The sequence below is a fragment of the Selenomonas ruminantium AC2024 genome (assembly GCF_000687995.1).
GTDB lineage: Bacteria > Bacillota > Negativicutes > Selenomonadales > Selenomonadaceae > Selenomonas_A > Selenomonas_A ruminantium_B.
The window spans coordinates 1,873,063-1,898,957 of sequence record NZ_JIAC01000001.1 but is presented as its reverse complement, the minus strand read 5'-3'; the positions used below and the strand labels follow the sequence as shown (position 1 = coordinate 1,898,957).

Sequence of the window (25,895 nt, the reverse complement as noted above, 5' to 3'; positions counted from 1 at the left end):
CTGTGTTAGCATCGCTGAAATATATCTGTACCTCCTGTTCCAGTCTTACGGATAGCCAGGTGGAGATAAAGGAAGAATATTGCCTGCACAGCCGTCATCAGGGAAGCTCCTGCAATCGTTGCACGGAGGTTTGCCCTCAGGGAGCGATAGAGAAAGGAAAATTCATAGCAGAAAAATGTGACGGCTGTGGACTTTGTGCAACAATCTGTCCTGCTGGCGCCATACAGCAAACGTGGCTGCTAAAACTTTTACCCCAGCTGATACGTCATGTGCGGGAGACGCAGGCTTGTGCCTTTATTTGCCGAAAAAACCCTAAAGTTGCTGGCGCCTTTCGTATTCCCTGCTTGTTGGGATGCAGTGAAGCTTTGCTGCTCCTTTTAGCATCCCAGGGAGCCAAAAGGATTCTGCTGGGGGCAGAATCTTGTGTGGAATGTCCCCGGGGGGAAATGTGCTGGGATATTCTGGCGGCTCGTGTGTCACATATCTATGAAATACTGCATGATTACGGGGCTAAATGTCAGTTTGTCTTTAACAGGGATAAATACAAAGGGGAAACGAAGGCTGGTCGGCAAGGCGAAGTAAGCAGTATTTCCCGGCGGCGTTTCCTTACGGATATCCGGCGTGGATCGGTGAATCTGCTGGGGCATATGGTGGCGGACATGGGCAGGGGCTTCAGACAGGAGGTTAAAAAGACAAGCCTAGAGACAGAAAAATATCTGCCCTATGAGCACAAGTTGCTGAGCGCTGCTATGAATAATCTGGGCGCAAGGACTAATCAACATCCGAAGATACAGGGTTATTTTGGCAGAGTAGAGGTAAGTCAGTCCTGTCATGGTTGTGGTGCCTGTGCAAATGCCTGCCCTACAGGAGCTATGACATTGCAGGAAAAAGCAGGAAGAAGAATTTTAGTTCATGCACCTGGCAAATGTACGGGCTGTGGACTTTGCCAGGAAATCTGCATGCAGGATAGTATCGGCCTTACACGCAGCGTCTCCTGGCAGGCGGTGTCTGAAGAAAAACAATATGAAGTTGCCAATCGTCCTGCCAGGCAGATGGAAACAGCCTTGGGCAGTATGGAAAATAGGTTGTCGTTTTTGCTGGGCTGCGGCTTGAAGAAAAACTAATGATGTTCAGAAGAACTCTAACCAAGGCGGGTGTAGGAAGTTAAGGCACCCGCCTTTGGTTATGAGCAGGGATTTTACCCATATATGGGGAATAGTAAAGTAAAGACATTTTGGTGAAGGCGAGGCATAGGCCCCATGAAATCAGAAGCAACAGATAAAAATTTGGATTGGCTCCGGGTCGTAACCAAGGAGCGCTGGGAATTAATGGCAGAGTGCAGGGATTATTTTTTACATCATCCTGATTCTGATCCACGGGAATATCCCCGATTAAATCCCATTATAGCTGCATCCTGGGCACGTTCACAGGCGGCAGGACTGCACATCGATAAAAATATTCCGGAACAGTTCGTATCCCCCCAGCAATTAAAAAAGATACAGCAGCGGGATGCAGTGCTCCTGAAGATTGCCCATGATGTATTTGAGCCTTTTCGCAATCTGATCAACTTGACGGGTTATCGGCTTTACCTTTTTGACAAGGATGGAGTAATGCTCTTTACCCAGGGGCGGCAGGAGAAAAATAATCGCTGGTTCAGCGGCAAGCCAGGTAAGATTTGTCGAGAAGATACAGTGGGCACCTGTTCCCATGTGCTCAGTATGCGCTATTTAGAGCCAATTCAGCTGTTATCAGTGGAACAATATGGAGCCGTATTTGAAAATATGATTGGTACAGCGGCTCCTATATGTGATGCGGATGGTAATATCCATGCCACAGTAGTGCTTAATCAACGGATTGCCAGTCTGGTACTGACGGATAATTACCGAGAAACATGTGCCCATACCCTGGGGCTGGTGGCATCTATGGCCGAAGCCATCGAACTCCAATATCGTCTAGTGAAGACCAGCCAGCGTCTCTGTCAAAGTAATATTGCCCAGCAGCGAGCCAGTGAAGCATTGTCGGTCATGCTTAATCTGCTGGATGATGGTATATTGAGTATAGATGGACACGGCAATATAACCAACTTAAATAAGATGGCGCGGCAACTTTTGAGCATAGGCGACAAAGAAAAATTAACAGGGGTCAATATCGCAGAGTTTACGGATGATGCACCACGCTTGTATAAAGCATTAGCCGCAGGTAATCAGGAGGTGATGGAACTGGATATGGGCCGCAGACAGACGCGGACAAATTGCCAAGTGGTTATCTATCCAGCCAAAACCAGCGGTGCAATTCTCAAAATTAATCGCATGAAAAACATCAATGCGTCTATGAGCCGAAGAGTTGGTTCCCAGTCGCCGTATAATTTTAACGACATCATTGGTGAGAGCAGCCTGATAAAGCGGACTTTGGAGCTGGGCAAGCGATTTGCTGTGATTGATGAAGCCGTGCTTATCTGTGGGGAAAGCGGCACAGGAAAGGAACTTTTAGCACAGGCCATTCATAACGCCTCTGGCCGTCAGGGCCCCTTTGTAGCACTTAACTGTGCTGCGCTGCCTCGTGACCTGATTGAAAGTGAGCTCTTTGGCTATGAAAGCGGCAGCTTTACGGGAGCAGATAAAAACGGGCGCCCCGGTAAAATAGAACTAGCCAATGAGGGAACGTTATTTCTGGATGAAATCGGTGATATGCCGCTGGAATTGCAGCCGGTATTCCTGCGGGTGCTGGAAAATAAGGAAGTCATCCGTATTGGTGGGCGTCAGAGTCGCAAGGTGGATTTCCGCATTGTAGCAGCAACCAACCGGGATTTACAGCAGATGCAGCTTCAAGGTCTTTTCCGCAGTGATTTATACTTCCGTCTATCTGTGCTGACTTTACAGCTTCCCCCTTTGCGCCAGCGTGGTACAGATATTGTACTGCTGGCGAAGTTCTTTATCGGAAAATATTGCCGTAAGATTGGTGTAAAGGAAAAGAAACTGACGGTAGAGGCTGAGGAGTGGCTTTGTTCCTATCCATGGCCAGGCAACGTCCGGCAGTTGGAAAATGCTATGATTTATGCGGCTAATGTAGCGGCAGGAGACTCAATAGATATTCACTGCTTTCCGGAATCTATCCAACGAGAAAAATTACCTGCCCAGCCTGTTCATGAGCAGACCGATGTTACACCCAGGAATGAATGGATTACTTTGGCCGATTGGGAGAAACAGGCTATTCGCCATGCACTGGAAAGAACCAGTGGAAATGTTACTCAGGCAGCTTTGCAGCTCAAGATATCTAAGGCAACGATTTATAAAAAAATGCGTGAATATCAGATTCATCCATCACGCAATTAAATGGTCGCTTCAGTACATTTTAAAGCTTGTTTGAGTTTAGCTGTGTGAGAAAATGGTGACAATGTGGCGGCATATGAATATATGTAGGCGTGGGAAGGAACATGTCTTTATTGTGTAAAATGACAGGATAAGGATATGACAAAGCGATTATAATATAGAGAAAATCTGGAATGTGAGGGATTTTCATGAATAAGGTATTGGTTGTTGGCAGTTTGAATATGGATTTTGCAGTCTATATGGATAGAAGGCCTAAAGCCGGGGAAACAGTCATGGCGCAGAGTATGAAGCTTGTGCCCGGCGGCAAGGGTGCCAATCAGGCATATGCGCTAGGAAAATTGGGCTCAAACACTTCCATGATTGGCGCTGTAGGCATGGATACCTTCGGTGAGCAGATGCTGGCCAATCTGGAAAATGTGGGTGTGGCAACGGATGGCATCAAAAAAATTGCCGGTACAGAAACCGGCAAGGCATTTATCGAGATTGAAAAAAGCGGGCAAAACAGCATCAGCGTGATTGCTGGTGCCAATGCTGCCGTGGATGAAGCCTTGGTGCAGGAGCAGGAGGATAAGTTTGTACAGGCTGATGCTGTGGTCATGCAGCTGGAAATCCCCCTGCCATCCGTAGTAGCTGCCGCAAAGCTGGCCAAAAAACACGGCAAGACCGTGGTGCTCGACCCAGCTCCGGCTCGGAACGATTTGCCGGATGAACTCTGGGCGCAGGTGGATATCACCAAACCCAATGAAACAGAACTTGCCCTGCTCACCGGACTGCCGACCAATACGGAGGAAGAAGTGGTGACAGCGGCAAAAGCTCTCATTGCTAAGGGCGTGAAAAACGTGCTGGTGACCTTAGGCGGTGACGGCACCATGCACGTTTCGACAGATAAGGTGGAAAAATTCCCAGCTTACAAGGTTAAGGCTGTCGATACCACCGCCGCTGGCGATTGCTTCCTGGCCGCATTTATAAGCCGGTTTGATGGCCGTAATTATGCCGAAGCTATCGACTTTGCTGCAAAGGCATCGGCCATCGCCGTAACCCGTCAGGGAGCGCAGACATCCATTCCTACGGTGGAAGAAGTTGAACGTTTGATTATAAACACAAGGTTATTTCCGTAAGCAGTAAAGAATCTATTTGACTGTGACATAGATGATACTGTTCAGAAAAACTATGCTTGAAACTGAATCCCTACGCTTTTGTCTGACCCAAACTCTATCATTGAGAGGCTTTTTTCATAAACAAGGATTTATTCCTATCGGCTTGGGAGTCCGTTGCCAACAGGCGGCGGGCTTCTTTTTTGATGAGTTCCGGTTCGTAGCCAATTACTGGCTGGCCCACGAGCCTGCCGTTGGCATCCACAAAACAAATGGCAGGAGCAGCCCGCATGTTGGTGAGAAATTCTGCCATATCATCATTGACAAGCAGCTGCGGCTGGGCAAAGTCAGCGGTCATTTGCCGTGCATAGCTGATTTTGACAGAATCATCAGTGCTCTTTACATCACCTACGAGGCCGATGATTTGTATTGGGCTAGCTTCAGCTTGCTGCCAGTCGGATAAACAGCGCCAAAGCTGCCGGCTGTTTTCATCCTTGGTGACCCAGAGCACCACGACGGTAAACCTGCCGGTAAATATCTTATTGGTTACGGTGTTGCCATTGACGTCAACCGTCTGAAACGCAGGAAAGCGAAGGAGGTTTTGCTTGTTGGCATCACGGGCAGAAAAGACATTTATGGTCAAAATGGATAGGAGAAGGGCGAGGGGGAGCAAAATGTAACGCAGGTTCGTTCGCATGATTATCACCTCGATATGTTCACGCTGATTTCGTGGCTGTTCGCGCCATTTGTATTAGGCGTTTCCAGGATTGGACGATATATAGGTAAGAGGAGGTAGGGACCTTATTTACAAGGAGGTTGATTACAATGCCGGTGAAGGTTGGAGGCAGTTATGTGTCAGAGTCAGCTTATAGTTTTGCTAAGGCGCAGGTTACGGATAAGAGCGAAGATAGCGGCGGTGTGCTGAAAAGTTTGGCGGAAAAGTTTCCCCATCTCAAGTTCAGCGTGGGAACAAAGCCTTTTTCCGGAACGGGGATGAATAATTTGTCTATTTCATCCAAAATCCTTAAACAAATGGAGAAAGACCCGGATAAGCGCATGGAGTATGAAGCGCTTATCTATGATATTGCCCATACAGATGTACAAAGTGGCCGTGCGCCGGAGCATAAGCTGAAATCCCATGGCTTTATCATTGAGGATGATGGCGGTTTGCGCAGCTGGGGGATTTCGGAATTTAATGATGGCAATCGTAGACAGCAGTCGCATGTAAAACGCTCAGACAAAAAGAACTGGTGGCAGGAATTGCTGCCTAAAAATCAAATCAAGAAGGCCACAAAAGACAAGAAATCATTTCGCAACACCAATGAATTGTATGTGCATTTGCGGGAAAAGTTCAATGTTGTCCATGCCGGTATGACGAAGATTTACGAGAAATACCTGCAAAAATGCCTCACCGATGAGGAAAGCCGCAATCAATTATTCGATACCCTGCGGGCGGCAGACGAAGCCTATGCCAGCCGCAAGGATGAAGTGGGCTTTCAGGGGATGCAGGTGATTATTGACGAGAACGGCGAAGTGACCACGGAATCCATCAACGAAGATAAACGCCGCCGGCAGATTGCCGCCGCAGCAACACAGGGCGATATGCAGGCAGTGCTTGCTATTTTAGCGCAAGATTTGCAGGAACTTGAAGACGGATACAATCAAAATGCCTGTGATGCCGCCGAGGTCAAAAAAGCCAAAAAACTTATCGAACAAGCAAAACAGCAAATGGGCAGATTGCCTGACCGGTCGCCCACCTTGTCGGAACAAAGTGCTATGACCATCAATACACTGATATGATACCCCTCTTAGGAAATAAGCATAAGTTGTAGAATTATGGGAACGATTATAGTATACTTATTTAACTGCGGGGTATACCCGCAGTTAAAATAAACGGTTCGATTCAGGAGTATTAATGGAAATCATCGATTTTGCCAAGGCCAGAGAAGAACGCCTGGCTAAAGCAGCCAGAGCAAAGGCTGAACCACAAGCGCGCTATAATGCCATGCAGGATGCGCTGCGAAATGAAGATTTGACCCCCATAGCCTATATTGCCCAAAACCACGCCTTGCAGATGGCGTATAAAATTATCGAGCATAGTCCCAATTATGGCAGGAAAAATGGCGATTTTTTCCTGCCTGTTTGGTCAGCATTGGAAGCCGTAGTGCCTGTGCTGGGTGACATGATTATCGCCGACAGCTATGTGCAAGGCTCCGTACGTTTGACTGGTCAAAAATACACGGCCAGCGAAGTTGGCCTCTGGGCGGCAAGACGGCTGATACTTGACTATCTTTTGATTTTGATTGATGATAACAGCCGCCCGGATGATTGGCTGGATATCCGGGACAAACAGCCCTTACAAAATATTTTTTTGTATTTGGGTTATCATATAACCGGATAAATCTGTGATTGAATCTTAAAGACATCGACAATCAATTCATGCTCATTGCGTTCATCAATGTAAGCCAAAACATGCTTTTTGCTGATAACAGCGGTTAAGAGCTGTCCTTGGCTGCCACTTTCATAGCGTTTTTTGAACCACATGGCCATGTCCTGGTCAGCTGTCCAGGACAGTCCATACTTTGCCCGGTGCGGACTGACGCCGCGATAGATGGTTAAGGTATGGGGAAGATTTTGGTAATAAGCAAGGTCGCTGGGATTCATCAAGCAGCGTTTATCAGCCTGCCGAAAATAGTGGAGAACTTCCTCGCGGTCAACCGTCGGGTCCTGATTGGGGTCTTCTTCATCGAGCCAGCTGTGCTTGAGATAATAGGCAAAGTCTTCACGACTCATATAATCTTTGCAGAGTTGAAACCAGGTGAGCTTATAATCATCCAGAATCATATCATAGATAAATGGCAGACTAAGACTGTTTATCCTGTCGAGAATAAGGTGGCGATAAAAAGCGTAGCTGTTCGGTGTAGAAATATCCAGCCATTTTTGTCTGTTCCGGTGATAAAAGAAGATGGAGTTCGCAAAGGGATGGCAGGCTGCGCCCATGTTTTCGATGGCTTTGCGGGGAATGAGGGGCGTTGTGTCAAATAGCTTTATGGTCTGTTCGCGGATTCGGGTGAGATTGGTTTGCATGATATAGCCCCTCCTTCGTTATATGGTCGCCACGGCTGACGACAATTTTATATCCGGTGGATTCCACGCGGGCGGCGAGACAGCGGACACATTCAGCAGCCTCCTCGCCAGTGCAGATTTTATGGTCATAGAGTGCGTACTTCTTGCGTACTTCCGTCGGAGAAAGATTGGGCATCAGCACATTGGCGCCGGCAAGCAGCCCCTTTTCACGGCCCTTGGGGTCAATTGTACCCAAAGCCGTAGTGGCCGGCAGTAATACGTGCGGCAGAAGCAGACGGATAATGGAGAGCAGGCGCACGGTCATAGCGGCTGTACCGCCCGCCTCCTGTGCAAAGGGCGTATCATGTTGGGGAATAAAGGGCCCGATGCCGACCATTTCTGGCTGAAGTTCCTGCAATAAGCGCAGGTCCTTTATCAGGCAATTGAGCGTTTGCCCCGGTGAACCGACCATCATGCCACAGCCTACCTGATAACCGATTTCCTTTAAGTCACGCAGGCATTGCAGGCGATGACTGTGCGATAGTTCCGCAGGATGAAGCTGTTCATAGTGCGCTTTATCAACCGTTTCATGGCGCAGTAAATAGCGGTCAGCGCCGGCCGCGAATAAGCGTTGATAGCTTTCTTTGCTCCGTTCCCCAATGGACAGAGTTACCGCACAATCTGCATGGCGCCTCTTTATTTCCTGTATCAGCTGACAGAGGCGTTCATCCGTAAAATAGGCATCCTCACCACCTTGCAGGACAAAGGTACGAAATCCCAGCTGATAGCCTGTATGGCAACAGGATAAAATCTGCTCAGCAGTTAAGCGGTAACGCTGGGCATGGGCATTATCCCGACGGATACCGCAATAATAGCAATTATTACGGCAGTAATTGGTGAATTCAATCAACCCGCGAATATAAACATCCTTGCCATAATATTTTTCACGCACATGACAAGCACGTTGGCTAAGATATTTTTCATCGTCAGCGGAGATGGGGGCGAGCAGTGCAGCAAATTCATCGTCCGACAGATTATGTGTTCGTTCCAGTTTATCAATGACAGCCTGCATATAGGACCTCCTGCATCTCAAAAAGGATTATGGCCAGCAGCACAGAATAACAGAATATATCAAAGGAACATATTGTTTACTGCATTACTAAGAGCGATAAGCACCAACAGTACCGTAATGCCGCCGATTAAATATTCTGCACAGCCCAAAAGATTTTTGGACTGCCAGTGACTTTTTACATTGGCCCAGACAACTTCCAGCGTGATAAACAGCGCAATAAAGCAAACGATATTCACGATATAGCGTAAAATTTCCATAATGGACAAGGCTCCTTTGAGTTTTATTTTATGCGAAAGAAGATAATTTTATGGTAAGCGACCGGATGGGGAATGTCAAGGTTTCGCCGGTTGCTTATCTTAAATAAGAATGCTATCATTAACAACAGATAAAGACAGAGGGAGTCAATGTTGATGAATACTAAAATAATCATGCTGCAAGGCGCCATGGATTTAGAAACCGAACTGCTTATCGCTTCCTTGGAGCAGCCACAGGAATATTTACTGGGAAAGTGGCGCTTTGTGGAAGGAATCTATAAAGATAAGCCTCTGGTAATCGCGGCCACTTCCATTGGCTCCGCTAATGCTGCAGCAGCTACCGCCTTAGGCATCGAGCATTTTCACCCTGCCGCTGTAATCAATCAAGGAACTGCAGGCGGTCATGCCCCCGCCTTAAAAGCCTTTGATATCGTATTAGGCAAACAGTCTTTTGACGCAAGTTCCTATCGCACAGCTAAAGAGGAGCAAGCAGACTGGCGGCACATGGAACTGATGGGCGCTTATGCCTATGACCCACAGGAAAAAACATTCCTGCCGCAATCGGTTTACTATGCCGGTGACCAGAAACTATTAGAAGCAGCGCATAAAGCAGCTTCTGATTATACCCATGGAAAAGTAGTGGATGGCTGTTTTGCCAGCAGTAACACCTGGAACCGTCAAAAAGAACGCATCCGCTATCTGCATGAACAGTTCGGTTCCTCCTGTGAGGAAATGGAAGTCCATTCTGCCGCACAAATCTGCCAGCAATATAAAATCCCCTTCCTGGGTATCCGCATCATATCCAATACAGAATTTCAGGATGAGGAATTCCAGCCGGAATCGGCAAAAGCCTGCCAGCAATTCGTACTGAAAGTTGTGCAGAACATCACATTGTAAAACAAGAACCTGCCATGGTTTTCGCCAGGGCAGGTTCTTATTATGTGCATGGATAGTCACAATTCAATAGATGTGATACTCTTTCCACGGTATTTGGTCCAGCCGGATGGATTTTAGGAATTCCACAATGTCCTTCCGCCCGTAGTAATGGGGTGTGCCACTGTTGTCCTGACTCATGAGGATGATGGGCATATTGGGGAAGAACTGGGCCAGTTCGTGACGGGTCTGCACCATCCGGGCAGTATACATGGTAACGGTTTGTTTCACTGCGATAATGGCAAAGGTCACTCCCTGTTCGATAATGACGGCTCCGTGTATGGTCATCGCGGGCACCTCCCGAAAACTATTGTTACTAATATTTTAGCAAAGAGCCTGCAAGGGGGCAAGGTTTTATGCTATACTAGAGGGTAATCGTTTTTCGTTTAGGAAGGAACTACTTATGGAAGCAGTTAACAATATAGACTTTGCCCATTTGCACGTCCATACGGAATTCAGTCTGCTGGACGGTGCCGCCCGCATCAAGGATTTGGTAGCGAGGGCCAAAGAGCTGGGCATGAAACATCTGGCCATCACCGACCATGGCGTAATGTATGGCACCATTGACTTTTACAAGGAATGCAAGAAGCAGGGCATCAAGCCCATTATCGGCTGTGAGGTCTACTTAGCGCCCGGCCCACGTCAAGAACGGCAGGATGTCAACGGTGTCCGCTACTACCATTTGATTTTGCTGGCGGAAAATCAAACGGGCTATAAGAACCTCGTCAAGCTCGTGTCGCTGGCCAATATCGAGGGCATGTATTACAAGCCCCGGGTGGATATGGAGCTGCTGCGCCAGTATCACGAGGGCATTATCTGCCTGTCCGCCTGTATCGCAGGCAATGTGCCTCAGGCCCTTATCCAGAACAACAAGGATAAAGCCGAACGGCTGATACAGGAATACATTGACATCTTCGGCAAGGACAATTACTTTCTGGAAATCCAAAATCACGGTCTGCCAGAGGAACGCACAGCTAATGCAGGCCTTATCGAACTGGCGGAAAAGTACGGCCTGGGCCTTGTGGCCACCAACGACAGCCATTATGTACGCCGCGAGGACAGTGAATTCCACGATATTCTGCTCTGCATTCAGATGAGCAAGACGGTGGATGACCCGGACCGCATGCGCTTCAACAGCGATGATTATTACTTGAAATCCTCCGAAGAAATGGCCGCCCTGTTCCCGGACCATCCCGAAGCCCTAAGCAATACCGTAAAGATTGCCGAGCGCTGTCAGGTGGATTTTGAATTTGGTCATATCCAGCTGCCGTATTATCCCATCCCCGAAGCCTATAAGGATGACGAAGCCTACTTGCGGGCCCTCTGCGAAAAGGCGCTGCCGTCCCGCTATCCAGAAGTCACCAAGGAAGTACAGGAGCGTTTGGATTACGAGCTTTCCATCATCCACCGCATGGGTTATGACAGTTACTTCCTCATTGTCTGGGATTTCATCAATCACTCCCGTGAGCAGGGGATTTCCGTCGGCCCGGGCCGTGGCTCGGCGGCAGGCAGTATTGTAGCTTATCTGTTGGGTATCACGAACCTTGACCCGCTCAAATACGATTTGCTCTTTGAGCGCTTCCTGAATCCAGAACGCGTGACCATGCCGGATATTGATATCGACTTCTGCTATATCCGCCGCGAAGAGGTTATCGACTACGTAAAGGAACGCTATGGTTACGACCATGTGGCCCAGATTGTCACCTTCGGTACCATGGCGGCCAAAGGAGCTGTCCGCGATGTAGGCCGTGCTTTGGGCATGAGCTATGCGCAGGTGGATACCATTGCCAAGCTGATTCCGAACGAACTCAAAATGACCTTGGACAAAGCCCTGAAGGCCTCCACGGAGTTCCGCAATCTCTACGAATCCTCGGAGGATGCGCATCGGCTTATTGACTTTGCCCGGAAGGTGGAGGGGCTGCCCCGTCATTCTTCCACCCATGCAGCCGGCGTGGTTATTGCCAAACACCCGCTGACGGATTACCTGCCGGTTTCCGTATCCGAAGGCACTTTGGTAACGGAATTTGACAAGGACCACGTGGAGGAGCTGGGCCTCCTCAAAATGGACTTCTTGGGGCTGCGCACGCTGACGGTTATCAGCGACACCTTAAACAACATCCAAGCCACCCGTGGGGAAACTGTGGACATCAACGCCATCCCTTTAGAAGATGAGCTGACCTCCAAGATGCTCTGCGAAGGGCGCACGGGGGCAGTGTTCCAGATGGAATCCTCGGGCATGACCAATCTCGTAAAGGATTTGGCACCGAAGAACTTTGCCGATTTAATTCCTACCGTAGCCCTGTACCGTCCGGGTCCTTTGGGCAGCGGCATGGTGGATGACTTTATCGGCGGCCGCCATGGGCGCAAGGAAGTCACCTATATGCATCCACTCTTGGAGCCCATCCTCAAGGAAACCTTCGGCGTGGTACTCTATCAGGAGCAGGTTATGCAGATTGTGCAGGTATTAGCGGGCTTCTCGTTGGGCCAGGCCGACCTGCTGCGCCGCGCCATGGGTAAGAAGAAGCATGAAATCCTGATGGCCCAGAAGGAGAATTTCCTCAAGGGCTGCGCGTCCAACAATATCGACGCTGAGCTTGCCAACACCATCTTCGACCTTCTGACGCACTTTGCCGATTACGGCTTCAATAAGTCCCATAGTGCCGCCTATGCACTCGTAGCCTGGCAGACGGCTTATCTCAAAGCCCATTATCCCGCTGAGTTCATGGCGGCCATGCTTACCAGCGTCATGGACAATGCAGCCAAGGTGCCGGTCTATATCGAGCAGGCACATCGCATGGGCATCAAGATATTGCCGCCGGACATCAACGCCAGCAATATCATGTTCAGCGTAGACAAGGGCGATATCCGCTTTGGCTTGGCGGCGGTGCGCAACGTAGGTGACGCCGCCATTAAGGCCATCATGTCCGCGCGGCAAAAAGATGGCGACTTTAAGTCCCTGCTGGATTTCTGTACCCGCCTCGATATGGGCACAGTCAACAAACGGGTCATTGAAAGCCTGATTAAATGCGGAGCCTTTGACTCGCTGGGCAATAAGCGCAGTCAGCTCCTCTCCGTGCTCGACAAGGTAACAGGGGAGGCCCAGAGGCGGCAGAAGGACTTTGCCCATGGCCAGCTCGGACTCTTCGGCGACTTTATGCAGGATGATGCAGCGGATATGCAGCTGCCGGACGTTGAGGAAGTTCCCAAACTCACCATGCTGGGCTGGGAAAAGGAAAACACCGGTTTTTACATCACAGGCCATCCCTTGGACGAATACAAGGACCGAATCGGTCATCTACCGGGCATTGAAACCCTGCAAGGGAGCGTCAAGGACAAACAGGTGGTTCGCATTGCCGGGCTGATTACGGAAAGCAAGCGCATCACCACGAAGAAGGGCGATACCATGTGCTTTACCACCGTGGAAGATTACACGGAACAGCTCGAAGTCACCATCTTCCCCCGCACTTTTTTGCAGTATATGAATCTGCTGATACCGGACACCCCGGTTGTCATGCAGGGCAAGGTTGACCTGCGGGATGATGAAGTCAAGCTGCTGGCCGACAAAATCTGGCCTGCCAAAGAATACCAGCCAGAGTATTATCTGATGCCCGCGGCGGGAGGCGGTGAGCAGCTCCTCAATGACTTGAAGGAACTCATGGCCAAACACCACGGCGACCATGTTGTCTATCTTTATCGCGGCAGCTGGCAAAAACTCGGCGAAGGCTATTGGCTGGACAATGCACCGGAAACCCTGACCGAGCTGGAAGCTCTTTTAGGGCCCAAAGGCGTAAAAAAACGCTGACCACATAAGCACATAAAGAAGACCGATTGACTTGTCAACCGGTCTTTTATTATGCCATGCCTCCTTTATAATTGCAGGAAATAAATGGATTTTCGGCGAAATAATAAGCAAATATTTTGCGAGGGGGTCTTTTGATGTCCAATACGTTTTTAGCAGAACAAGATAAATTTAATCATACAGAGAGCAGTTTTCCCTTTGTCCCGGTTTCCGTACAAATTCATCAGCAGGCGTTGAAAACGCCAGATAAAATAGCCGTGATTTCCGCAGGCCGCAAAATGTCCTATGGCGAGCTTGATATGCAATCGAGCCGCGTAGCCAATTTTTTGCTGCAAAAAATCAATCGTTTGGGAAAGAGCAAGGATATTATCATCGGGGTGGCACTGGCACGCTCTGAATATGCTTATGTGGCAGAGCAGGGAATCTTAAAGGCCGGGGCGGCCTTTCTTCCTTTTGTGACTTCCTACCCGGATGAACGCATTAACTTTTGCCTGGCAGATGCCAATGCGCCGCTGCTGATTACTTCAGAGGCTTTGCGGCAGGCAAGGAACTTCAACGGCGATTATGAGGTTATCACCATCGAAGAACTTTTGGCGAGTACGGATGTCTCTTATCCTGAGGCGGTAAACATTGGCCCGGATGATTTGGCCTATGTCATTTATACGTCAGGTTCTACGGGAAAGCCCAAGGGCGTAATGATTGAACAGCATAGTCTGGCCAATTATGTGCAGCGCGATGAGAAGTCCCTGGAAATCATGCACTATGTGCGCGAGGGACGCGTTTCCCTGGCTCTGGCAGCCTTTTCTTTTGACGTGTCAATCGTAGAGGAGTTTGTCCCCCTGACCAATGGCTGTACGGTATGTATTGCCACGGAGGAAGAAATTCATGACCCCTTCCTGCTGGCCAAGCTCATGCAGGAGTCGGGAGTAAACGGCATAACCTGTACGCCGACTTTTCTGCTTAGCATTTTGAACATCCCGGAATGTGCCGAGGCCCTGAAAAATGTCGATTTTTATGATGTTGGTGCCGAGGCATTTCCCGCAGGGCTCTTTACCAAGCTAAGAAGCCTGCGTCAGGATAGTGTAATCATGAATGTCTATGGGCCGACGGAATGCACCATGGGCTGCTCTGCGGCCCTGATGGAAGAAGAAGGTGAAATCGTAGTCGGCGGGCCGATGGTGAATACCAAGTTTTATATCGTTGACCAGCAGGGAGAATTTCTGCCTGTGGGCGAAAAGGGCGAGCTGATTATCTGCGGCGATTGTGTCGGCCGCGGCTATATCAATCTGCCGGACAGGACGGCCAAGGCCTTCTTTACCTGCAACGGCCTGCGGGCCTATCACAGCGGGGATTTGGCCTCATGGACAGAGCAGGGAACCATCCGCATTCATGGACGTATTGACAATCAGATTAAGCTGCGCGGCTTCCGCATTGAACTCGATGAAATTGAGAAAGTCATGGCGGAATTTCCCCAGGTGGATTCCTGCGCCGTAAAGGTTTTGAACCGTTCCGGGAAATCGGATTATCTGGCAGGCTACTTCACGGCAGCTCCCGATACCAATCCACAAATACAGGATATTACCGATTTCATGAAGAACCGTCTCCCCGAGTACATGATTCCGGCCGTCATGCTGCAGGTAGACAGTATGCCGCAGACGGTAAATGGCAAAATCGACCGCAAGCAGCTGCCCTATATTGCACCCGTTCAGAGTACGGAAAATTATGTGGCCCCGCGAAATGAGAGTGAAGCGTATATTTGCAAGACTTTTGCTGAGGTATTGCATCTGGATGAAGGAACCGTCAGCGTGGAGGATGATTTCTTCCAATTGGGCGGCGACTCGCTTTCCAGCATGGTGCTGGTTTCCCATTTGATGGACAAAGGCATTTCCAGTGCAGATGTGTTCTCGCTAAGAACGGTTGAGCGCTTGGCGGCTCTGCTCGATGAACGCAGCAATGCCGAATCACTGGATGCCATAGACGATTACGAGCGCCAGCAGCCGCACAAACTTTCTCCCATGCAGTTGGAGATGGTGGACAATCAGATGATGATGCCGCGGACTACCATGTTCAACAATATGTCCTATTTCTTCCGCTTTTCCCGGAACATCGATTCCCAGAAACTGCAGCAGGCGGTTATTGCGGCCATCCATAATCATCCAGCTCTGGCCATGAAGATTATTTTCGATGATGACAATGACATGGTGCAGGTCTATTCGCCGGAAAGTCTGCCGGAAGTCAAAATCGAATATATGTCGGATTTGGAAATCATCAAATTATCCCACGAGCTGATAAAGCCCTTTAAGGTATTTAATGCGCCGCTGCTAAACGTGCGCATGTTTAAGTCAGACCGCTACACCTATTTGTTCTTCGACGTGCATCATCTGGCCATGGATGGTTCGTCCCTCAGTATCGTTCTGGCAGATATTATGCGGGCATATAATGGAGAAGATTTACCGCGGGATTATTATTGTGCTTATTTGGCCAATGAAGAAAAAATACGCGAGTCCCCTCAATATGAAGAAGATAAGGCGTATTTTCAAACGACCTATGGCGGTTATGATTGGTGCAAGATTCCGGAACCGGACAAAGACGATACCTACCATCTGGAGGCAGAACAGCGCAAAGTCCAGCTTCCCTTTGACGAAGTGGATTTGGCCGAAACCGAGAAGCGACTGCACACATCCCGAAGTGTTATTGCCATCGCCGCGGCGATTCAGGCTTTGCATGAGTTTTCCGGGAAAAAAGATATTATGACCAACTGGATTTTCAATAACCGTTTGGGCAGCTATGCGGCCAATTCCGTAGGCATGCTGATTAAAAATCTTCCCGTTGGCATACATATGGACAAGATAGACAGCACCAGCGCTCTTTTGGCCGAGGTAAAACGGCAGGTGACCGATGGGATTGCCCACTCCAGCTATGATTATTTCGTAGCCAACGACCAGCCTTTCCTGGATGACCCGATGGAGGTTAACTACCAGTTGAACATTAACGCAGATGAACTAGGGGAACTTCGGCCTTTCTATCTGCCCTTGCCCAATCCTTATTCTGCTCCTGGAGCCAGACTGGAACTGGAATTCCTGGAGAATGACAACAATTCCGGCTGCTTTGAATCGGAATTTGAATGGGCGGGAAATCTATTCTCCCGGAAAAAGATACGCGCATTCCAGAATCTTTACATCGAAAAATTCATTAGCATTGTCTTTGGTTAGAGGCACAGGGTTATGAACATCAAGTTATCGGACCATTTTACCTATCAAAAACTATTGCGCTTTGCTGCTCCGACCATAGGTACCGTGATGATTGCCATCACCTATGATGTGATTGACGGCTATTTTGTCTCCAACTATATCGGCAAGACAGCATTTGCCGCGGTTAATCTCATTTATCCGTTTCAACTATTGCTTTCCATTGTGGGCTATATGTTCGGTACGGGTGGCAGTGCGCTGATTGCTTCAAAATTAGGCAACCATGAGCCGGAACGGGCAAACCAGTTCTTTACCATGATAATCAAGACGGCCCTATATTTAGGTATTGCTTTGGCTGTAGTCGGCTTTATCTTCCTGCCTGACATTGCCGTCCTAATTGGCGCTACACCTGATATTATGGTCTATGGCCTGCCCTATGGACGGACATTGTTCCTTTTCCTGCCCGTCATGATTGTCGGCTATGCATTCCAAAGCATATTGATTACGGCAGAAAAACCACAGTTGGGCTTATATTTGTCGCTGGCCAATATGTTCAGCAATCTCATATTCGACTATCTCTTTATTGTGGCCTTTGACTGGGGAATGGTGGGCGCAGCTGCAGCCACGGGAATCGGAGCCTGCCTGAATGGGATTATTCCCTGGGTTTACTTTTCACGCCCCAATTCCAGCAGCCTGCAGTTCCAGCCATATAAACTGGAATTACAGCCGCTGCTAGCGGCATGCAGCAATGGCCTGTCGGAAATGGTCGATGATATGTCCTATTCGTTGATTTTCGTCTTTTACAATATCCAGTTATTGCGTTTTCTCGGCGAGGATGGTGTAGCGGCCTTTGGCGTAGTAATATTCATTGAAGGTATTTTTTCTGCCGTCTTCACCGGATTGGCCTTGGAGGCCAATTCAGTCGTTGGCTATCATTTTGGAGCAAAGAACTTTACAGAACTAAAAAGCCTGTTAAAAAAAGGAATCGTGCTCAATCTGGCATTTGGCTTGCTCATGTTCTTTACAGCCCGCTGGACAGCGTCCTATATTGCAGAACTTTATGTAGGCTATGATACGGCAGTCTGTACACTGGCGGAACATGCCCTGTCTGTCTTTGCTTTCGCCTTCGTCTTTCAGGGCTTTAACATCTATGCCTCGGCTTACTTCACGGGCCTCAATAATGGCAAAATCTCCGGGATTATTGCGCTCATGCGCTCCTTTGTTATTCAGACACTGGCAATATTCGGCCTCCCGCTGTTTATGGGGGCAGAGGGCTTATGGATATCCCAGGCGACAGCGGAATTTCTATCCATCTTTTTGGCAGCAGGCCTGCTGTACAGATACCGCAAAGACTACTGCGGGGACAGTTTGAAATAATATGGTGGTTTTATATGGCAGGAGGTGCTGGCATGAAGAAGGTGCGGATAACTGTTGTGCGGAAAGCATGCTACCCGGATTTGATGAAAAAATATGAAAATCCCATAGAGCATGCCTGTGACATAGAGGAAGGCACTGTGTTCATCGCCAATGGCTGGCAAAGACCGGAGGGATTGTGCGAAAGTGCCTGGGAGACCATGTCGCCATTCGTAATGGGGCTGGCACATGGTGCAGAGAACTTCTACGATGGTTGGATGAAAAATCCTCGGTCAGCTATGATTTCCTGCAATGATGGCTTCCGTCCGGTAAGTTTTCTGCTAGAGGTGGTGGATTAGGATGACGGACCGTGGTTGCGATGGTTATGCATAATGAAACTAAAGGGTACTCACAAGGAGGAGTTTAACAAATGAAAGCAGCAATCGTTTTTGATTCGAGAACACATACGACAGAGAGGGCAGCAGCCCTCATTGCCGAGGGACTAAAATCCGTTAATGGCATTGAGGCACGGTGCTTCCATATCGATGAGGCTGATTTTGAGTATATCCAGCAGTCCCAGCTGGTGATTTTGGGCTCGCCAACGTATATGGCTTCTGTTACGGCTAAGATGAAGAGCTGGCTGGAAAGCAATGCCGGCAAGCTGAAACTGGCAGGCAAGCTTGGTGGCGCTTATGCTACGGAGCAGTATATCCACGGAGGCGCGGAAAATGCCATCCAGGAAATGCTGGTATTCATGATGGTCATGGGAATGATGACCTACTCCGGCGGCTCTGCCTGCGGAAAGCCTGTAATTCATCTAGGGCCGGTGGGGATGAGTCAGGACATTGAACGTTTCAAGGACTTGTTTGTAACCTATGGCCAGCGGATGGGCGAGCAGTTGCTTAAGATACGATAAGACAAGAATATAGAGTGTGAAACACCTCGAACCCTTATGAAATAAGAGGCGAGTTGTTTTTATGTTGTAGGAAGATGGCTTGAATCAGTGGGCAGATAGGCAAAAGGGAATTTGTTAGCTGTTTGATTCGAGGGGGTTGCAGTGACGGAAATAGCCCGTTTGCAAGGTGCTGTTGTTCGAACAGGCAAAATTTGCAGGGTATGCAAATTTTAGTGCTGGCCGATGAAGAGATGAAAAAATAGTAGCATATCGGATAAATTTTGCAGATATCAAATATGCTTATCAGAAAGAGAGAATATCTGTTGGAGGAGGGGAGCAAATGCGCGACGAGCACTTAGAGAAGAACAACCGCAAGAAGAACGCCGAACATCGCAGGCCGTACAGAGGAGCGAAATCCGTTGACTTATGGTGCCGCAACCATGGCAGATGCTCGTGGTGCGAGGAGAACCGCCTTTACAGTCGGATAAAGGGCGAGATGTCGCAGAAGGAGCAGGTTGAGGAGTTCTATGCAGACAAGCAGGATACCCACTCGCCGTGGGTGACGGATAAGGTGCTGCTTGATTTGAAGATGAAGTGAGAATAGGATCATCTGGAGGGAAATCTTGTCTGATGCGTATTTACGTTGATGCTGACGCCTGCCCCGTAGTGAAAGAGACGGAGCAGGTGGCAAAAAAATATGGCATAGAGGTCAATGTCAGCAGCGACAAGCTGAACAGCACCTTACGGGCTATAAGAACTGTCCATCCCTATGAAGAGCCCGTCATAAATGTCATCCCACTTTGTGCGACTAGGGAGGAAGCGTTGATGGAAGAAATGAAAGAAAATCAGGAGCAGCGGCGATTGCTCGGTGCCAAGTATCGCAGGGCTATTCCGCAGAGTGGAGAAGTGTGGTACCACTTCAAGAATAACGAGTATAAGATTGTGGCCTGCCCTGTCATGCACACAGAGTCGCAGGAGATTTACTGCGTGTATCAGGCACTTTATGGCAGCTATGGTATATACTGTCGGCCACTGGATATGTTCATGAGCGAGGTTGACCACGAGAAATACCCGCAGGCAGGGCAGAAATATCGGTTTGAGAAAAAATGACTGTACCATGATGGAGGTGCCAGACAATGAGCAAGATTGATGAACTGGCGAGAATTATGGCCACCAGTTCCAATATGGTATTCTTTGGCGGTGCCGGTATGTCCACCGAGTCAGGCATACCAGACTTTCGCAGTGCTGACGGTATATACAGCCAAAAACTTAACCGAGAGTTCAGCCCGGAAGAGATGGTATCGCACACCTTTCTGTGTGACCACCCACATGATTTTTTTGACTTTTTCTTTGCCAAGATGGTATTCCTTGATGCCAAGCCCAATGCAGGGCATTATGCTTTGGCTGATCTGGAAAGCAAAGGAAAGCTGCTGGCAGTGGTCACGCAAAATATAGATGGTCTTCATCAAAGCGCTGGCAGTGAAAGTGTGTGCGAACTTCATGGCTCAATTATGCACTGGCATTGTATGGACTGCGGCAGGCAATATACACTGGAATATGCCCTGCAAAACCAGCCGGTTCCTGTTTGTAAAAACTGTGGCGGCATCGTGCGGCCAGATGTGGTTTTATATGAAGAAGCACTCAATGAACTGGTAATTGAAGCAGCTGTGCGGGCAATTCGCAAGGCTGATACGCTTATTGTAGGCGGCACTTCGTTGGCTGTGTATCCAGCGGCAGGTCTATTGGATTATTTTCGGGGCGATAATCTGGTGATTATCAATAAAACTGCTACCAAGGCAGATATGAGTGCTAATCTGGTCATTCGGGAACCAATAGGCAAGGTGCTGAGTGCAGCCGTTAGGAAAGGAGGTGCGGTATGACCGTAATCAGAACTGAGTTAGGAGACATTACAGCAAAGCATTATGCCGATGCCATTGTCAATGCCGCCAATGAGAGCCTGCTTGGCGGCGGTGGCGTAGATGGAGCAATACATCGAGCCGCTGGGCCGGAACTTTTAGCAGAGTGCCGAACGCTTGGAGGCTGCAAGACTGGACAGGCGAAAATTACTAAAGCGTATAAGCTGCCTTGCGATTATATCATCCATACTGTGGGGCCGGTATGGCATGGCGGAAAACACGGTGAAGCAGAACTACTGGCTGACTGCTATCGTCACTCACTGGAGATTGCCATAGAGAGAGGTATCCGCAGCGTGGCTTTTCCATCAATCTCAACAGGCGTGTATTCCTATCCCGTGCAACAGGCAGCGGAGATTGCCATTGGGACAGTCAGAGAAATAGTAAAGAAGCACCCAGCAGTGTTTGACGAAATCCTGTGGGTATTGTTCGATGAGCGGACAAAGCTGGTGTATGATGGAGCATTGCAGAAATGCTGATCTCAAAACAAATTTATGACAGACTCATAACCGCCTATGGCCAGCCGGATTGGTGGCACGGGCAAAGTCCCGTGCCAATTTTCTTGTCTTAACTTCTTATTTTATGGTAAAATGATTGTTATGTGATTAACAAGATTAATGGACAAAATCATAGCCGAATTGATACAAGAATATAGCGTGTGAAACACCTCGAACCCCTATGAAATAAGGGGCTTCGAGGTGTTTTTTGTGTTGTGGTGGAGTGGCCTGAAACAGATGGCAGGGAGGCAGGGGGATTTTTCGGCGTTTTTGTTTCAAAGGGGTTGCAGGGCTGAAGGTAAGCCGTTTGTAAGGTGTAGTGTCCCGTTTGCAGGGTGTAAAATGGGCGACGGCATAGAGGCGAGAGCCTGTTAGGACTTTATGAAGCTAAAGGTTTCATTTTTACGATGTCAAGGTCAAAGCTCCCCGTATACAATACTTCGAACAGCGGAAGGGTAAAACCTACAAATACTCAATTAAAAAGCCCTTCGACTATAAAAGTACACCAAGCGGTTATGTCGTGAACCAAAAGGAAACGGAGGCCGTCAAGAAGAGCGGGCCAAGATTGTGCGACTAATCTTTGGCTTGTTTCTCGAGGGGCTGACACCCTATGCCATTGCCAAGGAACTGACAAGACGAGGAATCTTGACGGTCACGGGACAGAGCAAATGGAATCAAGCTACTATCAACAGTATCTTAAGAAATGAGAAGTACGCCGGGATGGCACGAATCCAGAAAACCTTCACGCCGGACTTCCTTACCAAGAAAGCCGTGAAGAACAACGGGCAGGTTCCCAGCTACCTTGTGGAGCAAAGCCACCCTGCCATCATAGAACCTGCCACTTTCGAGATGGTGCAGACCGAGATTGCAAGGCGTAAGCAGGACGGCAGGAGATACAGCGGCGTGAGCATTTTCGCCAGCAAGATAAAATGCGGGGAGTGCGGTGGCTGGTTTGGAGCCAAAGTCTGGCACAGCAACGATAAATACCGCAGGGTTATCTATCGCTGTAACCACAAATACGGTGGCAAGAAATGCCAAACACCCCATGTGACCGAGGAGGAGATCAAAACGGCCTTCGTCACGGCCTTCAACAAGCTGGTGACGGAGCGGGAGGAGATTGTTGCAAATGCCGAGGTGGTCAGGCAGACGCTCTGCGACACTTCGGAGTTGGAGAAGGAAAAAGCCGTCTTGGGGCAGGAACTGGCGGTGCTGGTGGAGATGACGGAAAAAGCTGTCATGCAGAACGCCCGTATTGCCCAAGACCAAGGGGAGTATCAGCGGAACTACAATGGACTGGTGGCGAGGTACGATACCGTCAAGGCACGGTTTGATGAGGTGACGGAGGCCATTTCAACCAAGGAATCCCAAGCCGAGCGGCTGGCGATGTTCGAGCGGACGCTCAAAGACCATGCCGAGTCTGTGGCGGAGTTTGACAGTCAGCTTTGGGCGAGCATGGTGGAGTGTGTCACGGTTGGCGTGGACAAGGGGCTGACGGTGACGTTCCGGGATGGGACGGAGATAAATTACACATTTTAAATAATATCTTGACACTCACCAGTATATCTTTTATAATTGAACATGTTCAAGAGGTGATATTGATTTATGGGCACGGTAAAGAGTGAAGGTAATCATATACAGGAAATTCGCATAAAAATCCTCAACAGTGCTAAGGAGCTTTTGGCCGAGGAGGGTTACCGCAAAACAACAATTCGCAAAATCGTGGAACGCTCCGGCGTACTGACCGGTAGCATTTATTACCTTTTCAAGAATAAAGAGGAAATTTTTAAGTCTATGTTGCTGGAACTTACCAAGGATTGCCAGCGTGCAATAAAAAGCCGTTGTGGGAGTGAATCGCCTCTTTTTCAGTATGCGGCGGTGTGCGAAGTGGAACTTAGGGTTTTGGCAGAATATCCCATTATTCGCGACACATATCGCGATGGATATTGCTCCGGGCTTATTTTTGAAGGCATGGTGGAGCAATTTGTGAATTTGGCCAGGGATTTGTTCCAAGGAACAGTACACGAATGTTCAGATGAAGATTATTATGCCAATACCCTCTTAATAAAGGGCGGTATGTACGCCTGTCTGACTGAGTTATATTTTAAGCAAAAAATTCGGTTTGCCAATTCTCGTAAGCACCTTCAGCAAATGGCGCTAATCCTTTTTGGAGCAAGTGAGGCAGAGACGGCTGACATTTTGCAGCACATTGACGAAAAGGAATCCCTATGGCTTGACATTGGCAACGATTTGGTAAAGCAACCATTCCGATAATGGCAATGGTGTGTTTTTTTGCAATTTATTTGAACATGTTCAACTATTAAGGAGGGAATAAGATCATGCGAAAAGTGGCAATAGCATTTGCGCTTTTATCAGTAACACTCCTGCTATGGGGGTGCGGAAATAAATCGGCACAGGAAGAATTGTCGGTAACTTGGGGACGAGCAGATGCCAAAGAAATCAACATCAACTCCAAAATTTCAGGGCGTGTGGTGAAGCTGCTTGTTAAAGAAGGAGAGAAAGTAGAACAAGGACAGCTTCTTGCTTATATTGACAAGCGCAGTCTATTGGCGCAAAAAGCTCAACTGGAGGCTGACATAAAAGCCATACAAGAGCAACAAATTCAGGCCGCCGCCACCACAGCCATGCAGTCCGGCACAACCAATGCAGCGTTAAATCAGGCTCAATCGGCGGAAAACAGCGCACTTTCCGATCTCAATATGGCAAAGGCAGATTATGTGCGGTATGAAGAATTGGCAAGCACAGGTGCCGTATCCGTGCAAGCTTTTGAACAACAACGCAACCGTTGTCAAGTGGCAGAGGCCGCTTACGCCAAGGCACAAGCAACTACTTCGCAGGCTATAGCCGCTCTTATGCAAAACGATGTAAATGCCGCCAACGAAGCAGTGCTTGTCAAGCGTTTGGAGCAAGCTGTGGCCGCCCTTGACGAACTTATGGTATCACTTGATGAAACAGAGATAAAAGCACCATTTGCGGGAATCGTAACGGCAAAATATGTGGAGGAAGGTTCCATGATTTCTCAAGGTACGCCTTTGTTTGCGCTCCAGGATCCCTTGGATAATTGGGTGAATTTCAAGATCCCGGAAACGGAACTCGGTCATTTTCACTTGCACCAGACCGTGGAACTTTTGGGACGCGATGAAAAGACCCGGCTTTCCGGTGAAGTTGTAGATATAAGTAGCAAATCTGAATTTGCAACCCAGCGTGCCACCAGTGAACGGGGAGATTCTACTGATATTATCAGCTTTAATGTAAAAATACAGGTTGACAGTGAAAACCTGCATCCCGGCATGAGGTTTCGACTGTTGGAGAATAGTTTATGAAAATCTGCCTTCTTTTTCGCGAGGAGATAAAATATCTTTTGGGGGGTAAAGTCCCACCGGTGGTAATACTGATAACCCTTCCCGTAATTTTTACCGCTTTGTTTGGTATCATATATGAAGAAAATGTGGTAAACCATATTCCTCTTGCCATATATGATCAGGACCAAACCAGCCTTAGCCGCAAACTTGTGCAAATGTACGAGGATGCCGAACGGTTCCGGGCGGTTTCCTATGTGTCCGATGATGAGGAAATGGAAAAGGAAATCCGGACGGGGAATGTAAAAGCCGCTCTTATAATACCGGCGGATTTTTCCAAAAATATTCAATCGGGACAGGGAACAAACATATTGCTGACGGTTAATTCTGCTAACAATATGTTTGGCAACGCTGCCCTTTCCGCAGCGCAGGAAATCAACCGCAGTTTCACGGTTGCAATTTCGGAAAAGTTGCTGGAAGGAACCGGTTTGTTGCCTGCCGAGGCCGTAAGCACAGCGTATTCCATTCGTTTGGGTGTGCGTATTTTGGGCAATCCGGCCAACGGTTACTCCCCATTTATGCTGTCCGGCCTTTTGCTTAACGGGCTGCAAATCGGCATCATGATAGTGCTTTCGCCTTATCTTTACGATGAATTGCAACGGCGTAAAAAAAGACATGGCATAGGTGAATGGCTGTTGCCTCTCGTTCGGGCTGTACCTTACGGTTTGTTTGCGTTCATCGGATATTGTCTCGCTCTTTGCATGGCCGTTAATATTTTTTCGTTACCCATGCGGGGAAGCTGGACGGAGGCAATGCTTTTGGGGATATGTTTCATAATTTTTGTGATGGGGGCAATCTCTTTGTTTTCAATTTGCGCCCCCATTCGCATAATGACATTGCAAGCTCCAATGCTCTATATCATGCCGGGACTTTTGTACAGCGGCCTTTCCTGGCCGATTTTTGATATGAGTGAGTACGCGACGGCCTTTGCTTTTCTGCTTCCCATGACCTATGCGGGAGATACCTTGCGTGACATTTTGCTCATGTCCTATGCTCCCTCGCTTCTTGAAAATTGCGTCCGTATGGTAATTGGCGGGCTTTTGGCGGCTTTCTTGTCAATTTGTATCTTCTGGCTGCGCTCTCGCGACGACCAAGGATGGTTTAGTGCGGGCACAGGAGCGTGAT

General features: G+C 48.6%; 24 protein-coding genes. 19 read left to right on the top strand and 5 right to left on the bottom strand.

The features are described 5' to 3' along the window. Positions 1–2: 2 nt before the first annotated feature. The 3 genes from P157_RS15130 (at position 3) to rbsK (ending at position 4,447) form a co-directional block, all read left to right on the top strand. Positions 3–1,124: a 4Fe-4S binding protein gene (locus tag P157_RS15130; RefSeq protein WP_072000149.1), complete on the top strand. Its 1,122-nt coding sequence runs from the start codon at positions 3–5 to the stop codon at positions 1,122–1,124. A 135-nt stretch (positions 1,125–1,259) separates the two neighbouring features. Further along, the gene (locus P157_RS0109010; protein WP_051598569.1) at positions 1,260–3,332 is read left to right on the top strand and encodes a sigma-54 interaction domain-containing protein; all 2,073 of its coding nucleotides are present in this window, start codon (positions 1,260–1,262) and stop codon (positions 3,330–3,332) included. A gap of 185 nt (positions 3,333–3,517) precedes the next feature. Then, complete coding sequence (gene rbsK / locus P157_RS0109005; RefSeq protein WP_026760711.1) at positions 3,518–4,447, top strand: ribokinase; 930 nt, start codon at positions 3,518–3,520, stop codon at positions 4,445–4,447. Between the two features lie 97 nt (positions 4,448–4,544). On the opposite strand, the gene P157_RS0109000 is transcribed toward rbsK, so the two are convergent. After that, positions 4,545–5,120, bottom strand: coding sequence for a TlpA family protein disulfide reductase (locus P157_RS0109000; protein WP_026760710.1), 576 nt, complete (start codon positions 5,118–5,120; stop codon positions 4,545–4,547). 128 nt (positions 5,121–5,248) lie between these two features. Here P157_RS0109000 and P157_RS14910 point away from each other — a divergent pair, with 128 nt between their 5' ends. Together P157_RS14910 and P157_RS0108990 are read left to right on the top strand one after the other, a co-directional pair. Beyond that, positions 5,249–6,223, top strand: a complete 975-nt coding sequence (locus tag P157_RS14910; RefSeq protein WP_026760709.1) for a DUF6033 family protein — start codon at positions 5,249–5,251, stop codon at positions 6,221–6,223. A 115-nt stretch (positions 6,224–6,338) separates the two neighbouring features. After that, on the top strand, positions 6,339–6,824 hold the full coding sequence (locus tag P157_RS0108990) for a hypothetical protein (protein ID WP_026760708.1): 486 nt from the start codon (positions 6,339–6,341) through the stop codon (positions 6,822–6,824). On the opposite strand, the gene P157_RS14905 is transcribed toward P157_RS0108990, so the two are convergent. The 3 genes from P157_RS14905 to P157_RS0108975 are packed head-to-tail and all read right to left on the bottom strand — an operon-like array spanning position 6,809 to position 8,818. After that, positions 6,809–7,510 carry a hypothetical protein gene (locus P157_RS14905; protein WP_051598568.1) on the bottom strand — a complete coding sequence of 234 codons (702 nt, stop codon included), beginning with the start codon at positions 7,508–7,510 and terminating at the stop codon, positions 6,809–6,811. The genes P157_RS0108990 and P157_RS14905 overlap by 16 nt on opposite strands. Then, positions 7,461–8,561 (bottom strand): [FeFe] hydrogenase H-cluster radical SAM maturase HydE, encoded by a 1,101-nt coding sequence (gene hydE, locus P157_RS14260; protein ID WP_051598567.1) that lies wholly within the window; start codon positions 8,559–8,561, stop codon positions 7,461–7,463. The genes P157_RS14905 and hydE overlap by 50 nt, the downstream gene beginning before the upstream one ends. Before the next feature lie 59 nt (positions 8,562–8,620). Next, complete coding sequence (locus P157_RS0108975; protein ID WP_026760707.1) at positions 8,621–8,818, bottom strand: hypothetical protein; 198 nt, start codon at positions 8,816–8,818, stop codon at positions 8,621–8,623. 153 nt (positions 8,819–8,971) lie between these two features. Here P157_RS0108975 and mtnN point away from each other — a divergent pair, with 153 nt between their 5' ends. Beyond that, positions 8,972–9,712, top strand: coding sequence for a 5'-methylthioadenosine/S-adenosylhomocysteine nucleosidase (mtnN, locus tag P157_RS14255; protein WP_037368274.1), 741 nt, complete (start codon positions 8,972–8,974; stop codon positions 9,710–9,712). 63 nt (positions 9,713–9,775) lie between these two features. On the opposite strand, the gene P157_RS0108965 is transcribed toward mtnN, so the two are convergent. Continuing rightward, on the bottom strand, positions 9,776–10,036 hold the full coding sequence (locus P157_RS0108965) for a hypothetical protein (protein WP_026760706.1): 261 nt from the start codon (positions 10,034–10,036) through the stop codon (positions 9,776–9,778). Positions 10,037–10,151: 115 nt separating this feature from the next. Here P157_RS0108965 and P157_RS0108960 point away from each other — a divergent pair, with 115 nt between their 5' ends. From P157_RS0108960 to P157_RS14240, 13 genes are all read left to right on the top strand, one after another. Then, a complete protein-coding gene (locus P157_RS0108960; protein WP_196243112.1) occupies positions 10,152–13,550 on the top strand; it encodes a DNA polymerase III subunit alpha in 3,399 nt (1,132 codons plus the stop codon). Between the two features lie 134 nt (positions 13,551–13,684). Beyond that, positions 13,685–16,759: an amino acid adenylation domain-containing protein gene (locus P157_RS0108955; protein WP_026760704.1), complete on the top strand. Its 3,075-nt coding sequence runs from the start codon at positions 13,685–13,687 to the stop codon at positions 16,757–16,759. A gap of 12 nt (positions 16,760–16,771) precedes the next feature. Next, on the top strand, positions 16,772–18,112 hold the full coding sequence (locus tag P157_RS0108950) for an MATE family efflux transporter (protein ID WP_026760703.1): 1,341 nt from the start codon (positions 16,772–16,774) through the stop codon (positions 18,110–18,112). A 32-nt stretch (positions 18,113–18,144) separates the two neighbouring features. Then, positions 18,145–18,447, top strand: a complete 303-nt coding sequence (locus P157_RS0108945) for a TIGR04076 family protein (RefSeq protein WP_026760702.1) — start codon at positions 18,145–18,147, stop codon at positions 18,445–18,447. A gap of 71 nt (positions 18,448–18,518) precedes the next feature. After that, the gene (locus tag P157_RS0108940) at positions 18,519–19,004 is read left to right on the top strand and encodes a flavodoxin family protein (protein WP_026760701.1); all 486 of its coding nucleotides are present in this window, start codon (positions 18,519–18,521) and stop codon (positions 19,002–19,004) included. A 319-nt stretch (positions 19,005–19,323) separates the two neighbouring features. Then, positions 19,324–19,581: a hypothetical protein gene (locus P157_RS14250; protein WP_051598566.1), complete on the top strand. Its 258-nt coding sequence runs from the start codon at positions 19,324–19,326 to the stop codon at positions 19,579–19,581. A gap of 32 nt (positions 19,582–19,613) precedes the next feature. After that, positions 19,614–20,093 (top strand): DUF1653 domain-containing protein, encoded by a 480-nt coding sequence (locus P157_RS15830; RefSeq protein WP_329811729.1) that lies wholly within the window; start codon positions 19,614–19,616, stop codon positions 20,091–20,093. A 26-nt stretch (positions 20,094–20,119) separates the two neighbouring features. Next, positions 20,120–20,863 carry an NAD-dependent protein deacylase gene (locus P157_RS0108925; protein ID WP_026760699.1) on the top strand — a complete coding sequence of 248 codons (744 nt, stop codon included), beginning with the start codon at positions 20,120–20,122 and terminating at the stop codon, positions 20,861–20,863. Beyond that, positions 20,860–21,375, top strand: coding sequence for an O-acetyl-ADP-ribose deacetylase (locus tag P157_RS0108920; RefSeq protein ID WP_026760698.1), 516 nt, complete (start codon positions 20,860–20,862; stop codon positions 21,373–21,375). Before P157_RS0108925 ends, P157_RS0108920 begins: the two co-directional genes overlap by 4 nt. A 585-nt stretch (positions 21,376–21,960) precedes the next feature. Continuing rightward, on the top strand, positions 21,961–22,929 hold the full coding sequence (locus P157_RS14245; RefSeq protein ID WP_051598565.1) for a recombinase family protein: 969 nt from the start codon (positions 21,961–21,963) through the stop codon (positions 22,927–22,929). A 66-nt stretch (positions 22,930–22,995) separates the two neighbouring features. After that, positions 22,996–23,664, top strand: coding sequence for a TetR/AcrR family transcriptional regulator (locus P157_RS0108910; RefSeq protein WP_026760697.1), 669 nt, complete (start codon positions 22,996–22,998; stop codon positions 23,662–23,664). Between the two features lie 65 nt (positions 23,665–23,729). Further along, the gene (locus tag P157_RS0108905; RefSeq protein ID WP_037368271.1) at positions 23,730–24,734 is read left to right on the top strand and encodes an HlyD family secretion protein; all 1,005 of its coding nucleotides are present in this window, start codon (positions 23,730–23,732) and stop codon (positions 24,732–24,734) included. Beyond that, positions 24,731–25,894 carry an ABC transporter permease gene (locus tag P157_RS14240; RefSeq protein ID WP_051598564.1) on the top strand — a complete coding sequence of 388 codons (1,164 nt, stop codon included), beginning with the start codon at positions 24,731–24,733 and terminating at the stop codon, positions 25,892–25,894. The genes P157_RS0108905 and P157_RS14240 overlap by 4 nt, the downstream gene beginning before the upstream one ends. Position 25,895 lies beyond the last annotated feature (1 nt).

Coding starts and splice junctions, on each gene's coding strand:
- P157_RS0109010 (WP_051598569.1), top strand. CDS start 1,260: ATGAAATCAGAAGCAACAGATAAAAATTTGGATTGGCTCCGGGTCGTA.
- rbsK (WP_026760711.1), top strand. CDS start 3,518: ATGAATAAGGTATTGGTTGTTGGCAGTTTGAATATGGATTTTGCAGTC.
- P157_RS0109000 (WP_026760710.1), bottom strand. CDS start 5,120: ATGCGAACGAACCTGCGTTACATTTTGCTCCCCCTCGCCCTTCTCCTA.
- P157_RS14910 (WP_026760709.1), top strand. CDS start 5,249: ATGCCGGTGAAGGTTGGAGGCAGTTATGTGTCAGAGTCAGCTTATAGT.
- P157_RS0108990 (WP_026760708.1), top strand. CDS start 6,339: ATGGAAATCATCGATTTTGCCAAGGCCAGAGAAGAACGCCTGGCTAAA.
- P157_RS14905 (WP_051598568.1), bottom strand. CDS start 7,510: ATGCAAACCAATCTCACCCGAATCCGCGAACAGACCATAAAGCTATTT.
- hydE (WP_051598567.1), bottom strand. CDS start 8,561: ATGCAGGCTGTCATTGATAAACTGGAACGAACACATAATCTGTCGGAC.
- P157_RS0108975 (WP_026760707.1), bottom strand. CDS start 8,818: ATGGAAATTTTACGCTATATCGTGAATATCGTTTGCTTTATTGCGCTG.
- mtnN (WP_037368274.1), top strand. CDS start 8,972: ATGAATACTAAAATAATCATGCTGCAAGGCGCCATGGATTTAGAAACC.
- P157_RS0108965 (WP_026760706.1), bottom strand. CDS start 10,036: ATGACCATACACGGAGCCGTCATTATCGAACAGGGAGTGACCTTTGCC.
- P157_RS0108960 (WP_196243112.1), top strand. CDS start 10,152: ATGGAAGCAGTTAACAATATAGACTTTGCCCATTTGCACGTCCATACG.
- P157_RS0108955 (WP_026760704.1), top strand. CDS start 13,685: ATGTCCAATACGTTTTTAGCAGAACAAGATAAATTTAATCATACAGAG.
- P157_RS0108950 (WP_026760703.1), top strand. CDS start 16,772: ATGAACATCAAGTTATCGGACCATTTTACCTATCAAAAACTATTGCGC.
- P157_RS0108945 (WP_026760702.1), top strand. CDS start 18,145: ATGAAGAAGGTGCGGATAACTGTTGTGCGGAAAGCATGCTACCCGGAT.
- P157_RS0108940 (WP_026760701.1), top strand. CDS start 18,519: ATGAAAGCAGCAATCGTTTTTGATTCGAGAACACATACGACAGAGAGG.
- P157_RS14250 (WP_051598566.1), top strand. CDS start 19,324: ATGCGCGACGAGCACTTAGAGAAGAACAACCGCAAGAAGAACGCCGAA.
- P157_RS15830 (WP_329811729.1), top strand. CDS start 19,614: ATGCGTATTTACGTTGATGCTGACGCCTGCCCCGTAGTGAAAGAGACG.
- P157_RS0108925 (WP_026760699.1), top strand. CDS start 20,120: ATGAGCAAGATTGATGAACTGGCGAGAATTATGGCCACCAGTTCCAAT.
- P157_RS0108920 (WP_026760698.1), top strand. CDS start 20,860: ATGACCGTAATCAGAACTGAGTTAGGAGACATTACAGCAAAGCATTAT.
- P157_RS0108910 (WP_026760697.1), top strand. CDS start 22,996: ATGGGCACGGTAAAGAGTGAAGGTAATCATATACAGGAAATTCGCATA.
- P157_RS0108905 (WP_037368271.1), top strand. CDS start 23,730: ATGCGAAAAGTGGCAATAGCATTTGCGCTTTTATCAGTAACACTCCTG.
- P157_RS14240 (WP_051598564.1), top strand. CDS start 24,731: ATGAAAATCTGCCTTCTTTTTCGCGAGGAGATAAAATATCTTTTGGGG.